Source organism: Schaalia meyeri, from assembly GCF_900105015.1.
GTDB classification, from domain to species: Bacteria; Actinomycetota; Actinomycetes; order Actinomycetales; family Actinomycetaceae; genus Pauljensenia; species Pauljensenia meyeri.
The window spans coordinates 126,838-142,136 of record NZ_FNLK01000014.1; the positions used below are offsets into that span (position 1 = coordinate 126,838).

14 protein-coding genes and 1 pseudogene are annotated in these 15,299 nt (G+C 64.9%); 10 read left to right on the forward strand and 5 right to left on the reverse strand.

Going from position 1 to position 15,299, the window contains the following annotated elements; translation table 11 throughout:
* Positions 1–155 precede the first annotated feature (155 nt).
* The 4 genes from BLT68_RS07965 to BLT68_RS07980 all read left to right on the forward strand — a co-directional run bounded on the left by BLT68_RS07965 (position 156) and on the right by BLT68_RS07980 (position 5,102).
* Positions 156–1,658: an amino acid permease gene (locus BLT68_RS07965; RefSeq protein WP_050694513.1), complete on the forward strand. Its 1,503-nt coding sequence runs from the start codon at positions 156–158 to the stop codon at positions 1,656–1,658.
* Between the two features lie 116 nt (positions 1,659–1,774).
* On the forward strand, positions 1,775–2,389 hold the full coding sequence (locus tag BLT68_RS07970) for a DUF4232 domain-containing protein (protein WP_050694514.1): 615 nt from the start codon (positions 1,775–1,777) through the stop codon (positions 2,387–2,389).
* Positions 2,390–2,530: 141 nt separating this feature from the next.
* Entirely contained in the window at positions 2,531–4,741 is a 2,211-nt protein-coding gene (gene hemQ, locus BLT68_RS07975) for a hydrogen peroxide-dependent heme synthase (protein WP_074633569.1), read from the forward strand.
* Between the two features lie 16 nt (positions 4,742–4,757).
* Complete coding sequence (locus tag BLT68_RS07980) at positions 4,758–5,102, forward strand: hypothetical protein (RefSeq protein WP_232618697.1); 345 nt, start codon at positions 4,758–4,760, stop codon at positions 5,100–5,102.
* Between the two features lie 85 nt (positions 5,103–5,187).
* Here the strand turns inward: BLT68_RS07980 and BLT68_RS07985 are convergent, their stop codons facing one another.
* On the reverse strand, positions 5,188–5,649 hold the full coding sequence (locus BLT68_RS07985) for a hypothetical protein (RefSeq protein ID WP_050694517.1): 462 nt from the start codon (positions 5,647–5,649) through the stop codon (positions 5,188–5,190).
* A gap of 3 nt (positions 5,650–5,652) precedes the next feature.
* Positions 5,653–6,450 carry a S8 family serine peptidase gene (locus BLT68_RS09175; RefSeq protein WP_131800100.1) on the reverse strand — a complete coding sequence of 266 codons (798 nt, stop codon included), beginning with the start codon at positions 6,448–6,450 and terminating at the stop codon, positions 5,653–5,655.
* Positions 6,451–6,754: 304 nt separating this feature from the next.
* Here BLT68_RS09175 and BLT68_RS09260 point away from each other — a divergent pair, with 304 nt between their 5' ends.
* The 5 genes and pseudogenes from BLT68_RS09260 to BLT68_RS08010 all read left to right on the forward strand — a co-directional run.
* Positions 6,755–7,207: a hypothetical protein gene (locus tag BLT68_RS09260; RefSeq protein ID WP_165603250.1), complete on the forward strand. Its 453-nt coding sequence runs from the start codon at positions 6,755–6,757 to the stop codon at positions 7,205–7,207.
* Positions 7,208–7,648: 441 nt separating this feature from the next.
* Positions 7,649–8,329, forward strand: a complete 681-nt coding sequence (locus tag BLT68_RS07995; RefSeq protein WP_074633572.1) for a TetR/AcrR family transcriptional regulator — start codon at positions 7,649–7,651, stop codon at positions 8,327–8,329.
* On the forward strand, positions 8,311–10,620 hold the full coding sequence (locus BLT68_RS08000) for an ABC transporter permease (protein ID WP_074633574.1): 2,310 nt from the start codon (positions 8,311–8,313) through the stop codon (positions 10,618–10,620). The genes BLT68_RS07995 and BLT68_RS08000 overlap by 19 nt, the downstream gene beginning before the upstream one ends.
* Before the next feature lie 9 nt (positions 10,621–10,629).
* Positions 10,630–11,409: an ABC transporter ATP-binding protein gene (locus BLT68_RS08005; RefSeq protein ID WP_074633576.1), complete on the forward strand. Its 780-nt coding sequence runs from the start codon at positions 10,630–10,632 to the stop codon at positions 11,407–11,409.
* A 90-nt stretch (positions 11,410–11,499) separates the two neighbouring features.
* Positions 11,500–11,793, forward strand: a pseudogene (locus tag BLT68_RS08010) (amino acid permease); the annotation flags it as partial.
* A gap of 46 nt (positions 11,794–11,839) precedes the next feature.
* Here the strand turns inward: BLT68_RS08010 and BLT68_RS08015 are convergent.
* On the reverse strand, positions 11,840–12,379 hold the full coding sequence (locus BLT68_RS08015; protein ID WP_074633579.1) for a hypothetical protein: 540 nt from the start codon (positions 12,377–12,379) through the stop codon (positions 11,840–11,842).
* 275 nt (positions 12,380–12,654) lie between these two features.
* Between BLT68_RS08015 and BLT68_RS08020 the strand changes: the two genes are divergently transcribed.
* Positions 12,655–12,972, forward strand: coding sequence for a TfoX/Sxy family protein (locus BLT68_RS08020; RefSeq protein WP_074633581.1), 318 nt, complete (start codon positions 12,655–12,657; stop codon positions 12,970–12,972).
* Between the two features lie 114 nt (positions 12,973–13,086).
* On the opposite strand, the gene BLT68_RS08025 is transcribed toward BLT68_RS08020, so the two are convergent.
* On the reverse strand, positions 13,087–13,638 hold the full coding sequence (locus BLT68_RS08025; protein ID WP_050694527.1) for an NAD(P)H-dependent oxidoreductase: 552 nt from the start codon (positions 13,636–13,638) through the stop codon (positions 13,087–13,089).
* Between the two features lie 218 nt (positions 13,639–13,856).
* Positions 13,857–15,266, reverse strand: coding sequence for a class II fumarate hydratase (gene fumC, locus BLT68_RS08030; protein WP_074633583.1), 1,410 nt, complete (start codon positions 15,264–15,266; stop codon positions 13,857–13,859).
* Positions 15,267–15,299 lie beyond the last annotated feature (33 nt).

Genomic DNA, 15,299 nt, shown 5'->3' on the forward strand with positions numbered 1-15,299 from the left:
GTCGTGTCTGCGGGGCGTGGTTGTTGCAGCGAGGCCGTGGCTGGGTGGAACTCAGCCGCGACCTGATTAAAGGCGAAGGAAAGAAGGCATCAATGTCGACAAAAGCGCTCGGGGCCTAAGATGGGACTCACGATCGACAGACGAGGAACCCATTCATGGCAACCCCTACTCCCGATGACATCGCTAACGATGTCCGCCAACGCTCGAATACTCAGCTCAAGCGAGGCCTGGCATCGCGCCATATGCAGATGATTGCGATCGGCGGAGCGATCGGCACCGGCCTGTTTCTGGCGTCCGGTGCGACTGTAGCGAACGCCGGCCCGGGTGGCGCCTTGGTCGCATACGCCGCCATCGGCATCATGGTGCTACTGCTCATGCAATCGCTGGGCGAGATGAGCGCCCATCAGCCGGTCGCGGGGTCTTTCCAGACGTTCGCCACGAAATTCATCTCGCCATCCTTTGGCTTCGCGATGGGCTGGAACTACTGGTTCAACTGGGCGGTGACGGTTGCCGCTGACCTGGTGGCCTCCGGCTTGGTCATGGCGTACTGGTTCCCGACCGTCCCCTCGTGGGTGTGGGCGGTCGGCTTCCTGATCATCGTCGTCGGATTGAATGCGCTCTCCGCGCGCGTCTACGGGGAGGCGGAGTTTTGGCTGGCTGCGATCAAGGTCGTCATCGTCGTCGTTTTTGTCATCTCGGGCGTTTTCATGATCGCTGGAGTCATGGGGACGAACTCGCCCGGCTTATCGAATTGGACGAGTGGGGACGCACCCTTCCACAACGGGTTTACCGGCATTATCGCGGTCTTTATGATCGCTGGCTTCTCGTTCCAGGGGACCGAGCTGGTGGGCGTCGCGGCTGGCGAGTCCGAGAACCCTCACAGGGATGTCCCGCGCTCGATTCGCACGGTGTTCTGGCGCATTATGTTCTTTTACATCGGTGCGATCGCGGTCATTGGGACGTTGCTGCCGTACACGGATCCGAGCCTGCTGAGCGCCGCCGACGACACGGCGAACAACGTTGCACAGTCGCCCTTTACGCTCGTCTTTGCTCGCATGGGAATCGGCGCGGCGGCGGCCGTCATGAACGCCGTCATCCTCACGTCGATCCTGTCCGCCGGAAACTCCGGACTATACGCGGCCTCGCGCATGCTGCACTCAATGGCGCTCAAGGGGCAGGCGCCCGCCCTCTTCGCCCGCGTCACCAAAGGCGGCGTACCCGGCTATGCGATGGCGGTGACGACGGTGGTAGCTGCCTGCGGCTTCCTGACCCAGCTCGTTTTCGAGGACGCATACACCTGGTTGGTCAACATCGTCGGTATCTCAGGGATCATCATGTGGTTGGGGATAGCGGTCAGCCACATCCGTTTCCGGCGCGCGTACCTTCTTCAGGGGAACCTGCTGGAGGACCTGCCCTATCGTTCCCCCTTCTTCCCGGCGGGCCCAATCATCGCCTTCGTCATGTGCCTGGTGGTGATGGCTGGGCAGAACTATGAGGCGGTCCTGCACGGGCAGGTCTGGGAGGTGGCCTCCTCCTACATCGGTCTGCCGCTATTCGCGCTCGTGTGGTGGGGCTACCATATTGCCCGCCAGGATCGAGTGGTCTCCCTGGAGGAGATGGACGTGGCGGGCGTCGAGATAGAGCCGGTCTCCCGTTAGCCTCGCGCGAGGCCGGGCCGGTCTTGCCGCCAGCGGGTCGGTGCGCGTCTTGTCACCCCTGCGGGGTGCTCGGCGTGGCGGAGCGGCGTCGGCACGCCGCTCCATAGGATGGGCGCATGACCAAGACGCGACGCATCCTTGCACAGGCCGCACTGTCCGCCCTCGTCGTGGGGGTGGGCGCATGTTCCCCGAAGGACGCTCAGCCGGATGGGGCGGGCGCGGCTTCGTCGGCACCCCCGGGCGCCTCTGCTTCCTCGAGCGGGGCCGCGTCCCAGAGCGGGATGAAAGGCGAGGGCAACCAAGCACCCGATGTGAACGTCACCGACGACGAGCTCCGCTGCGACGCGGCGAACTTCCAGCCCGCAGTCGACAGCGTTCAGGAGGCGGGAGGCACCTCCTACGTTGATCTGGTGTTCACGAACAACGGGCCCGCGTGCTGGATCAGCGGATTCCCGCAGATTGTTTTCTCCGCCGGAGGGACCACCATGTCGTCTGCTGTGCACGACGGTGAGGATCCCGGGAACGTCTATACCGTCGCAGGGGGCGGACGCGTCGGCGTCACCTTGACGGCCGAAGCATTGGATGGGATCGAGGGCTGCACGCCAGGGGAAGCGGACCTGATCGACATCACGGCCGAGGGGGGCGGTGGCTCGGCCTCTCTGCAGCTCTCGCTGCGCGTGTGCCGGGAGATACCGTCGGTCGCGGTCAGTTCCTTCGAGCCGCGCCCTTGAGATAGCTCGGGTGCGGGAAGGGAAATACCGCCCGCGAACAAGCCTGGGACCGTTGCTTGGTGACGCGGTGTCACTGACGCCCATCGTGCAGTGTCCTAGAATGACAGCCGACGATAACTGAGGAGGTAGTGCGTGTCTGGAATGGAACCGTACGACGCGATCATGCTGCTGTCCTACGGCGGCCCAAACGGCATGGAGGACGTGCTGCCGTTTATGCGCAACGCGACGCGTGGGCGAGGCATTCCGGACGAACGCCTGTTGCAGGTGTCCAAACATTACGAGCGTTTCGGCGGCGTGTCGCCCATCAACGCCTGCAATCAGCGCCTCATCGCCGACCTGAAGGGGGAGCTTGCGCGGCGCGGGCACGATATCCCGGTCGGTTGGGGCAATCGCAACTGGCACCCCTTCGTTTCCGAGGGGCTGGAGGAGCTTGCCTCCGTCGGCGCTCGCCGCATCCTGGTCCTGCCCACATCGGCCTACGCGTCCTATTCGGGCTGCAGGCAGTACCGCGAAGACCTTGCCCGAGCTGCTGTTTCCCTGGGAGGACGCTTCGGTCCTATCGCCCTGGGGGCGGAGGATTCTGCCGATAATTCGGGGGAACGCATCATCGTGGACAAGGTTCGCCCCTACTACTCGACCCCCGGGATGGCGGCTGCGCAGGTGTCCTCGATCCTGCGGGCCGTGCGGGCACTTGAGGCCAGGGGAGTGGACGCTTCCGGCGTGCGCCTGGTGTTTGTGACTCACTCGATTCCGGTCGGCATGGAGGCGGAATCCTCGCCCTTCCCTTTCGCCCTCGACCAGGCCGACCCGGGCTCCGGCCTTGCCGAAGGGCTCCCGGATCCCTCGTCCGTTTCACAAGAGGGGACAGCCGGCACGGAAATCAGCTACGTTGCCCAGCACCGTGCCCTCGTCGAAGCGATCCTGCCCGACCTGCGCGTCGCCCTCGGTAATCCCAGCCTGACCTACGATCTCGCATTCTGTTCACGTTCGGGGCCGCCTGAAGCGCGTTGGCTTGAACCCGACATTAACGACCTCTTGGAAAACCTGGTTCCCGAGAACTCTGTCGCGCAATGCGATGGGTCCCCGGCCTCGTCTGTGGGGGAGCGGCCCAGTGGCGTTGTCGTCGTCCCGATCGGCTTTATCTGCGATCACATGGAAGTGGTCTACGATCTGGATACAGAAGCGAAGGAAACCGCGAGCCGTCTGTGCATCCCATACGAGCGTGCAGACACCGTCTCGACCGACCCCGACTTTGTGGCCTCCTTGGTGGATGTCCTCGAAGAGCGTGCCGCGCAGGCACGAGGGGAAACTCCCGTGCGTCGAACAGTCACCGGGATGGGACCCTTCCATACCGTGTGTCCGCCCGACTGCTGCCGAGCGCCCGCACCCCCGCACCTTTCTGGCTCACCCGCGCGGGCGGCCGAGAAAGCAATCCAGATTCAGGAGGAAGATATGACCACGCCGAACACACACCCGACGGGTACCCACCCGACCGTACCCCACCGCACGGCTGTGCCGGCAGACCAGAACCCTCAAAACCCGGGCTATCCGGCTGGCGTCCCGGACCGTCCCGGCGAACACGCTGCCCACGCCGTCGCGCACCACCGGGGAAGCGAAGCCCCCGCGCGCTTCCACGCTGCTGACCCACGCGATCAGACGGACATCGACTTCGATGAGGTCAACGATAAACAACACTACGCGCTTTACTCGGCGTTTAGCCTGGCCGATTCTCTGCCCGCTAACGACGACGAGCGCGGCCGCATGGTCGAAGAGTCGTTGGACTACGTGCGCGCATCCGGGGCAGAGATCCGCGGCTTCTACGACGTATCGGGCTTCCGCGCCGAGGCGGACCTGCTGGTCTGGTGGCTCGATGACGACCCTCGTGTCCTCCAGGACGCATACCACCGACTTCGCGCTTCCGCCCTGGGTAAAATCCTTGACCCGGTGTGGAGCTGCATGGGCCTCCACACGCCGGCGGAGTTTAACCGCCGCCACATTCCCGCCTGCTTCGGGGGTGTCGCTCCACGTGACTGGGTGATGGTTTACCCCTTTGTGCGCTCCTATGACTGGTACCTGAAGGACCCCGCCGAGCGTTCCCGCATCATGGCGGAGCATGGGCGTAACGGCTTCTCCCAGTACCCCGACGTCAAGGGATCCACCCTGTCCGCATTTGGTTTCTCGGATTACGAATGGGTTCTTGCATTCGAGGCTGATACGCTAGACCGGCTGGAAGGAGTCATACACGCGCAGCGCTATACAGAGGCGCGCCTGTACGTGCGTGAAGACACCCCTTTCTTCACCGGTCCTCGCGTGACTCTCGCGCAGTGGGCCGAGCATCAACCACGATCCTAAGGAGACACTCATGGGCATGCGTACGACAACGCAATCATTCCAGATTAACCAGCCGTACGAACAGTTGTTCCATGCGGCAGCGTCGGCCGTTCAGGCGATCGATAAGGCCACTTTGACCAACGCCGACATGAACGGCCGCGTCGTCACGTTTGAAACACCGATGGGCATGTTCTCGTGGGGTGAGCGCGTCGTCGTCGGCTTCATCCCCGTCGAGGAAGGCACTGTCCTCGAGATCACGTGCTCCACGAAGGGCCTGCCGAACCTCCTGCAGGATAGCCGCAACCGTTCGATGAATGCGCGCTTTATCACCGCGCTGTCGAACCTGGTCCAGGCCCCCGCCACCGAGGTGGCCAGGTCCTGACGCCTCTTTTCCGTGACGGATCCCCGGTCTCGCGTGCAAGGCCGGGGATCCGTCTGCGGTGGGCGTCCCCGCGCAGGGGAATGCTCTAGGCAAGGGGGCTGTTCGGGTCGCCCGGAGGGTACCTTTGAAGGTACTGGCGTTGCAGCTCTTCGAGGAGCTCGCGGTTCATGTCCTTGAAGGGGTTGCGCCAGCCCTCCTGGTGTAGCTCAAACCCGCACGAGAGGGAGATATCGATGGGGATGCGGTCTTCCGCCAGCGGGGGAAGCTCGTCAATGGGGGTGCCCGTCGTGAGCGCGCACAGGAAACGGAAGTCCTGCTCGTTGCGCTCCCGGTTGATGCGCCTGATCCTGGTGGCCTCCCGGATAGCGTCCGTTATCTCGTGGATGTCGTTGATGGCCTCCGCATCCTCGGGGTGGTCCGCGGCCATACTGCGCGGGTAGGCGGCCGCGCAGGCTTCCAGCGTGGCCAGTTCCTGGTCCGTCGGAATCGGGATACTCAGGGCGCAGGCGAGGTTGCCCAGTGCTGCGAGGAGATGTTCGGCGGACATGATTCACCAGTGGTATCGGGGGCTGGTTGCGGTGTGGGTGGGGTGGATGTTCGTGGCGGCTTTTAGCTGATTCTCGTCCAGGCCGCGGTACGCGTAGGAGGAGTCTCCTTCTATCTCGGAAGGGCTGGTGAGGCCGTCCGCGTACTGCTGGACCTCCTCCGCAGTTGGGGAGGTGGCGCGGCCCCTGGCCTTGTCCACCAGGGGGTTCTCGTCGGGGCACTGGGGCGGATCAATGTTGAGCATCGCGCCGATGCCCACGCCCCCCGACCACCTGTCGAGGGAGTTAGTTGAGAAGACATCATCACCATTGTTTCCCGCGCCGACAACGACGAGTACCCCTTTGCTCAGGGCGTGAGCCATAGCCCATTTGATATCGCTTGAACCAGTTTCAGAGATACTGATGAGCTGGGCGCCATCCTTGATTACACGGTTTATCGCTGCCGCGTGTCCCGCCATAGCGCTTCCGTGCTTATCCCGGCAGTCATCACCTCGTATGTCCCCAGTCTTCGTTATCGCTGTCCGGTATGTCAATACCGATGCCTGGGGTGCTACCCCGTATGCAGGTGAGGCGAGAACTGAGGCGACGGCGGTGCCGTGTCTCTTGCTCGTCAGGCTGGATGCGATGGCGCAGGGGATTTTGTCGGTGAAAGACGGGCTGGTGAGCTCGGGGGCGCCGGTGTCGCCCTGGCCGGGGTAGCCTTTGGCTCTGGTGTGAATGAGGTGGTAGGAGTCGTAGTAGGGCTGGTGGGCTGCCGTGATGGTGTTGGCGGTGCGCGTGTTTACCATTGGCGGGGGTCCCATCCGTCGTCTTTTCGTGCGGAACAGATCGTCGCTCACGCGCGCCTCCTGTGGATGTGGTCCCCGCGAAGACGAGCTCTGCGGGATGATGACGGATCAGGGCAAGCATATTCCGAAACGCAAAATTGGACAAAGCATGTCCATGGCGTTTACCGAACTATGTCCGATGAATCGGGGACGTGGGGCTTGGAGGGCCATCAGACAAATGCCTTGGTGTCACACGTGAAAGAATCGGCACGGCCTTTTGGGAGGCGCCGGTTGTGTTCCCATGGAAGCGGGCATCGTGGTCCCGAGGCGCGGGTTTGGGATGGTCACCCTCATCCGTGAACCGGATCCATCTGAACAGTGCTCTGAGGTGGAAGCCGTGATCCTTAACGACCAAGGGATCGATAAGTCCTACGTAGCAACGGAAAGTCCTGTCTACGAAGGAGACATCATCGAGTTTCCTGATCCGCGTGGTGGCACGATGCAGTTTTTCGCTGAAAAGGTCGTTATCAACGATCTGCCCAACGGTCCCTTTGCTGATATGGCTGACACAGAAGTTTACCTCAGCAAGGAGTTGTCGCCACGCAAGGCTCCAGTGAGGCGAATCAGCTTTGAGGGGTTGCATCCTGCGGTGGTAGAGGCAAGCGCAGGCATGTTCGCTGATGGCCATTTCAGTCAGGCTGTGGGCGAAGCCTTCAAGTCAGTCGAGGTTCGGGTTTGTCGAGTTCTTCCCGGTAGTGGCGATAGGCGGCTTGCCGGTTGTCGAGGTCGCTGATCTGGGTGCGGTGGCGATGGGGCACCTGGGTATTTTCGCCCTTTCGTTCGGTTGATACATCGGGTTGTTCTCCCTGCTGCTCATGGTGGTCGCGGCCGTTTTCCAGGCCCTGGGGCTGAAGAAGTCCCAGGGTGGAGCCGCAGGCTCCCAGCCGGGAAGGGCACTCCGGCGCAGTCCCCGCTCTCGCCAGCGTACTGCGCACCCGGGCGAACACCTTGCCGCCTCACGGGCTCCGCCCCGGGCGCTTCCGCAAGGTCACCTGCGTCCCGTCGGAACCAGGATGTCTGTGGTGCGGCGCAACAGGTTCGGGCGCGCCTCGTCGGGGCTGCGCGATGAGCATTGACACGAAGGGGGGAAGCGCAGTATAGTCACTATTACCGACTGACGGTCGGTCGGTTGATTCGTCCCAGCGGGCTCGCCGCACCCTCCTACGGAGCAGATATGACACCCAAACCCCGTTCCACCAAGGCGGCGTCATCGCGCCGCGCGGAGATCCTCGACACGGCGCAGCGTCTATTCGTCGCCAAGGGATTCCAGAACACATCCGTCGAAGACGTCATCGCCGAGATCGGGATCGCTAAAGGCACCCTCTACTACCACTTTTCCTCCAAGGATGAGATCCTGCGGGCCCTCATCGACCGGACGACCCAGCAGGTCGCCTCGGACGCCAGGGCCCTTGCCGAGGGGCCGGGCGGTGCGATCGGCAAGTTCGTCGCCGTGGCCGCCACCAGTCGTGTCGAACAGCCCGAGCGCGAACTTGCCGAGGAGCTCCACGCCAGTGGCAACGCGCAGTTCCACATCCTCACGATCGTCGAGATGGTCCGCGCCCTCGCGCCCATTCTCACCGACGTCGTGGAACAGGGGATCGCGGAAGGGGTGTTCTCCACCCCCCACCCCCGCGAAGCCGTCGAGATCCTTCTCACCAGTGCGGGCATGCTGCTGGATGAGGGCATCTTCACCGGCGACCACGAGGAGCTGGCGCGGCGGACCCGTGGGATCCTCCACGCTGCTGAGACACTGCTTGGCTGCGAACCCGGAGCCCTCGCCTCCGCGGCCGCGGGCGGCTCCCAGCCGCTTCCCCATACCAATGCGGAGGCACCCCAGTGCTGCTCAGACTCCTGAAAGCCGATCTCGCCCGCGGGCGGGCGGTGGCCGCAGTGCTGGTCGCCCTTGTCACGTTGGCGGCGACTCTCGCCTCCGCGAGCGCCTCCCTCATCATCGATACGGTCTCCGCAGCCGACCGCCTGTCGGAGCGCGCCAGGGTCCCCGACCTCGTCCAGATGCACACCGGCGAGGCGGACTCCCGCGCGATCGCGGAATGGGCGGACTCGCGCGCGGACGTCGAGGACTACATGGTCATGCGGACACTGCCAGTCCCCCGGGCGCAGCTCTCGATCGGGGGAGCCGTCCAGGCCGCCTCGTACCTGGAGCCCGCGTTCGTCACCGCGCCCGAGCGCATCGATCTGCTGCTCGACGAGAACGGTGAGCGCGTGCTGCCCGATCCGGGGCAGGTCTACTTGCCGATCCACTACAAGGCGGCGGGGATCGCCGAGGCCGGGGACACGGTCACGGTGGACACGGGGGAATGGCGGATCGACTTGCGCGTGGCCGGTTTCCTCCGTGACGCGCAGATGAACGCCGCGATGGTCCCCTCCAAGCGGCTGGTCGTCAATCCCGAGGATTTCTCCTCGTTGGACGAGCACATCGCTGAACCTGAGTACCTCATCGAATTCGACCTGGCCGACGGGGCCAGTGCCGCCGCCGTCAGCGAGCAGTACAAGGCCGCTGGGCTCCCCAGTACCGGGATCGCGGTGACCGCGTCGCAGATCCAACTGATGAACGCGTTGTCCACGATGCTCATCGCCGCGGTCGCACTGGTGGTGGCCGGCGTGCTCGCCGCCGTGGCGGTGCTGGCCCTGCGCTACACGGTCCTGGCCGCCCTCGAGACGGACCTGCCCCAGGTGGCGGTGCTCAAGGCGATCGGCGCCCCCCAGGCGGGCATCCGGCGCCTCTACCTGCTCAAGTACGCGGTCATCGCCGCAGTGGGCGGTGGCGTCGGCTACGCGCTGTCCCATCTGCTCGCCTCGTCCCTGCTTGCGCCGACCACCCTTTACCTCGGCACGCCGCCAGTGACGGTGGGCGGCGCCGTAGGGCCCGTCCTGGTGGCGGCGGGCTTGGTGGCGGTGGTCGTCGGTTCTGCGTGGTTGGTTCTGCGCCGACTAGGCAGGATCAGCGCAGTGGAGGCCCTTCGCAGCGGGACCAGCGGACGCTCGGGACGGCCTCGCCGCCGGTGGAGGCTCTCGCGCGCCCGCCTGCTCGGCCCGCACGCGTGGCTCGGGGTGCGCGAGGCCCTGCGCCCCGCGAACGCCCTCCTGCTCGGAGTCCTGGCCCTGTGCGCCTTCACCGCGGTGCTGCCCATGAACGTGTCGACGACCCTGGCCGACCCCCGGAGCGCGACGTACCTGGGGGTGGGCCAGGCGGATCTGCGGGTCGATGCGCGCGCCGGCGTCGCGGACATCGAGGAGATCGCCCAGGACTTTGCCGCCGACCCGCGGATCGCGAAACACGTCGTCATCATGCGCAGGGACTACACGATGCTCAACAAGGATGGCGCATGGGCGTCAGTGCTCATCGACATCGGGGACCACAGTGCCTTCCCGGTGAACTACATGTCGGGGCGCGAGCCCCTGAACGATCAGGAGATCGCCCTGTCCCACAGCCAGGCGGCCGAGGCGGGCGCCGCCATCGGCGCGACGGTGACAGTCAAGGGCTCCCAGGGAGAGAGGGACCTCGCAGTCGTCGGGGTGTACCAGGACATCACCAACAACGGGCTCACCGCGAAGGCGGTCTTTGACGACTCCACTCCCGCGCTGTGGCAGCTCATGTACGCGGACGTGGCGGGCGGAGAGGACGCGCGGGAGGTCGCACAAGACCTCGCGCGCGAGCACCCGGGGGCGCAGGTCGTGGAGATGGGCGAGTACGCCTCGCAGTTTTTCGGGGCCGCCCAGTCGCAAGTGAACGTCCTGGCGGCGATGGCCCTCGTGATATCCCTCGGGCTCGCGTTCCTCATCACAGCCCTCTACTCCGTCCTGGTCCTCGCCCGTGAGCGCGGGAGGATCGCCGTTCTGCGCGCCCTTGGCTCGACCGTGCGTTCCATCGCGGGCCAGTACTTCATGCGCTTCGGCGTGGTGGCAGCGATCGGGGTCGCCCTGGGGGTTGCGATGGCGGTGACCGCCGGCGAATGGGCCGTGGGGCTGGTCCTCGCGAACCGCGGGGCCCCCGATCTGCACCTGCTGGCCGATCCACTGCTGATAGGGGTGGTGGTGCCGACGGGGATCCTGTCCGCCACCGCCATGGCAGTGGGGCTCGCGCTCAGGCCCCTGCCCTCCATCACCCTGACCGACACCGACTGAGGAGTGCCAATGACCACCGAGACAAGCCGCGCCACGACTGGGGGCACGACGCCCGCGTTGAGTGCCCGCCGTCTGACCAAATCCTACGGGGCGCCCGTTCTGGAGGACTTCGACCTCGACATCGCCGACGGGGAGTTCGTCGCCATTATGGGCCCGTCGGGTTCGGGGAAATCGACCTTGATGCACTGCCTGAGCGGAATGGACCGGCCCGACTCCGGCAAGGTCGTGGCGCGGGGGCGTGAGATCACGGGACTGGGGGAGAAGGAGCTGGCATCGCTGAGGCTGACGGAGTTCGGCTTCGTCTTCCAGCAGGCGCACCTCATGGCGACCCTGAACCTGCTGGACAACACCGTCCTTCCAGGATTCCTGGCGGGGTTGCGCCCGCGCGACGAGGTCGTGGCGCGCGGACGCGCCCTCATGGAGCAGATGGGGATCAGCGAGTGCGCCTCGAGCGGCGTCACCGAGGTATCGGGCGGGCAGCTGCAGCGCGCGGGCATCTGCAGGGCCATGATCAACGACCCCGCGATCCTCTTCGCGGACGAGCCCACGGGGGCGCTCAACCACTCCGCGGCGACCTCCATCCTCGACCTGTTCGGACGGGTCCACGCCTCGGGCACCACGATAGTGGTTGTCACCCACGATGCGCGCGTCGCGGTCCGCGCCGACCGCGTGCTGGTCCTGGTCGATGGCAGGATCGTCGAGGATCTGCGCCTGGGGCTCTACGAGGAGACGGCGGCCCAGGCGCGCCTCAAAACGGTGGGCGCCGCCTTGCACCGCCACTCGGTGTGAGCGCCCCGTGGGGGACGGCGCAGGGAACCCGCGCCCGCTTCGTTGCGCAACACCTGGCCACCATGTGGGGAGGGGCGCTGGAACCCCTCCCAGACCTACGCCACGAAGTTCATCAGCCCCTCCTTCGGCTTCGCGATGGGGCGGAACTTCTGGTTCAACTGGGCGATCACCGTCGCCGCAGACCTGGTGCCCTCGGGCCTGGTCATGTACTACTGGTTCCCCGCCGTGCCCTCGTGGGTGTGGGCGGGAGGGATCCTGGGCGTCGCCGGCGTGTTCATGATCGCCGGCTTCTCGTTCCAGGGGACGGAGTTGGTCGGCATCGCCGCCAGCGAGTCGAACGTCGCCCAATCCCCCTTCACCCTCGTGTTCACGCACCTGGGTGTCGCGGTTCATGGGCCTGGGCGGGCGGTGACGCCAGCGCCCGACGGCCTCACCGGTCGTCGGTGTTGGGGTCCGTGTCCGTGAGGCCGCCTGTCGGGGCCTCCGCGCCTTCGGAACCGCTGGGGCTCGCGGAACCACCCTGATCGATGGAACCACCCGGATCGACGGGGCCACCCGGTTTCCTGGGCTCGGCGGTTCCTTTTGAGCCCGCCGCGTGGATGATCTCGCGAAGTCCCCAGGCGAAGACGGCGGCGATGAAGTGGAACGGCAACCATCTGGCCACGAGGACCCAGTCGGAACCGCCGAGCAGACCCCTCAGCAACCGCCCCAACCACCATAGGACCGCCACGTCGGAGGTAACGGCCCCCATGATCACCACGATTTTCCATGCCCCGCCATGGTCGAGGAACTTCCGGGAAATGGACGCCAGCACCTGGATGAACGTGAAGATTCCGATGAAGCCGAAGAAGTAGAACAGAGCGAGGTCGGCGCTCCTGGAAGCGAAGAGGCCAACCAGGAAGACCACGTCGAGCACCAGGTACCGGATGATGAAGGAAAGGATTCCCCGGGGGTCTTTCAAGCGCACCATGCCACCAGGTTAACGATTTCCAGCCACGAGGGTAAGCCCCCTAACAGCACACTGTTCCGCAGCGGCACCAGCCCGGCCCTACTCGCAGTCCTGGCCCTGTTGTTCTCGTTGCCCCCGCCTCGTCGATGAACGAACGCGGGCTATCGATTCCGACCACAGGCGACTACACTGTTTTTCACAGGCCACGAAAGAGGAAGGTCACTCGATGCGGCGCCGGGGCAGACGGCGCAGGATCGGGCGAGCGTGGCGTTGAATGAGGAAAGAGAAGGTGAACGATGTCGTCCAGTGAGGAGTATCTCGAGTACGTGCTTGATCTGCTATCCGGGTTGGATGAGGTATCGCATCGCAAAATGATGGGCGAATACATCCTCTACAGCCGAGGCAAGGTTGTGGGCGGCATCTACGATGATCGCTTCCTGCTCAAGGCGACCGGCGCGTCGGTCGCACGCCTGCCCGACGCGCCGCGCGCGATTCCCTACGAAGGGGCCAAGGAGATGCTGCTCGTCGAGGTGGAGGACCGCGACGAGCTGCGCGACGTAATCAACGCGATGTGGGAGGAGCTGCCTGCACTCAAGAAGCGAACCAAGAAGTAGACCCGCCCGCACACGTACTCGCCCGCGCGCGCCCGCTTCCCCGCGTTCGCTCCTGTGTACAGACGCGGCCCGGGCCGCGCTGCCGCGACAACCAGGCGGTCGGGCAGTGGCGGTTTAGAGGTTCGTCACCAGATCCGCGAGGCGTTTGGCGTGTTCGCGTGAGCGCGCCACCATGTCGGCAAGCAATGCCTCATCCGTGCGGTTCGCGTACGAGACGCCGAAGAGGCACAGGGACCCCACGCACTCCAAGCCCGTGAGCGTGCACGTGGCCGTCACAGGAGTAAGGAGCGCGTTGATGTCGACGGAGTCCGCAGAATAGTAAGCCTTTGGGGCACCGGCCGTCAGCGACACCACCAGCTTCTTCCCGCGCAGCGCAATGCCCGTCGAACCGTGGCTAAAGCCGCGGACGAACACGTCCTCCATCCACTTCGCCAACAGCGACGGGAAGCCGTACCACCACAGCGGGTACTGCAAGACGATCACGTCCGCCGCAGCGAGCTTCGCCTGCTCCGCATCAACGTCAATGACGTAATCGGGGTAGAGGACGCCGAGCCTGTCAATCTCGGCACCGGGAAGGAGCCTCTCCAGCTCCTCAAGGATGGTCTTGTTCGCCACCGAGTCATCGTTGATCCTCGGATGTCCGGCTACAATCAGGACATTTGCCATGATGGTCTCCTTATCTCTGATACGACGAGACTAATCCTTCGCGTGCGCGCCTAACGGGGGTGGTCCGTTCTTTTCATCCCTAGCGAATAATCGGGAGGGGAAGAGAATGCGGGGGAAATACAACGACAGCGGAGGCACGTCCGACACCGGCAAACGGCCCCGGCCTCGCGAGAAGCGAGACCAGGGCCGAAGGTCAGCCGCGGGCGCGGCTGAGCCGATCACTCGTCGGCGGCGCTGGGGTGCGTCATGTCAGCAGGCACCACCCACGCGTCGAACTCCTGCTCCGTCAGGAAGCCGAGCTCCAGGGCGGACTCGCGCAGCGACAGACCCTTGTGGTGCGCATTCTTCGCGATCTTCGAGGCCTTGTCGTAGCCGATGTGGCGGTTCAGAGCGGTCACCTGCATGAGGTTGATGTCCAGGTTGTGCCGGATCTTCTCGTGGTTCGGCTCGATCCCGTACGCGCAGTTCGTATCGAAGGACACGCATGCGTCGCCCAGCAGACGGATCGACTCCAGCACGTTCCACGCCATGACCGGCTTGAACACGTTCAGCTGGAAGTTACCCTGCGAGCCGGCGAAACCGACCGTCGCGTCGTTGCCGAACACCTGCGTGGCGACCATCGTCATCGCCTCGCACTGCGTCGGGTTCACCTTGCCCGGCATGATCGATGAACCCGGCTCGTTCTCCGGGATCAGCAGCTCGCCGATGCCGTTTCGCGGGCCCGAGGCATACCAGCGAACGTCGTTCGCGATCTTCATCAGTGCATCGGCCAGGACACGCAGGGCGCCCGATACCAGCACCAGCGCGTCGTGCGCACCCAGGGCGGCGAACAGGTTATCCGCCTGCTTGAAATCGATGCCCGTCTCCTCCGAAATCTTCTTGGCCGTCAGTTCACCGAACTTCGGGTGGGCGTTCAGGCCCGTGCCGACCGCCGTGCCGCCGATGGCCAGCTCGCGCGCACGAGTGTCCGCGTACTCGATGCCCTCCAGGGCGAAGTCGATCTGCGCCACCCAACCCGAGATGACCTGGCCCAGGCGGATCGGTGTCGCGTCCTGCAGGTGGGTGCGGCCCACCATGATGACGTCGTCGAACTCTTTCGCCTTCTTGTCCAGGGTGTCGCGCAGCTGGCGCACGCGCGGGTACATGTCGTGCAGCTCGGAGACGACCGCAATGTGCATGGCCGTCGGGAACGTGTCGTTCGAGGATTGGCCGCGGTTCACGTGATCGTTGGGGTGCACGGGGGCCTTCGTGCCCATCTGGCCTCCCGCGATCTCAATGGCGCGGTTCGAGATGACCTCGTTCGCGTTCATGTTCGACTGCGTGCCCGAACCCGTCTGGAAAACGACCAGCGGGAAGTTGTCATCCAGCTTGCCGGAGATGACCTCGTCACCGGCCTGGGCGATGAAGTCCGCGATGTCGGCGGGCAGCTCGCCCAGCTCCGCGTTCGCCAGGGCAGCGCACTTCTTTAAAATGCCGAGGGCGCGCACCATCGGGCGGCCCCACACGAACGTGTTACGTCCGATGTCAAAGTTGTGCAGCGAACGCTCAGTCTGAGCGCCCCAGTAGCGGTTCGCGGGGACCTCAACGGCACCCATCGAGTCGGTTTCAGTGCGGGTAACTTGTGCCACAAGTGGCTCCTTCGCGTAGGACTAACGTACCCC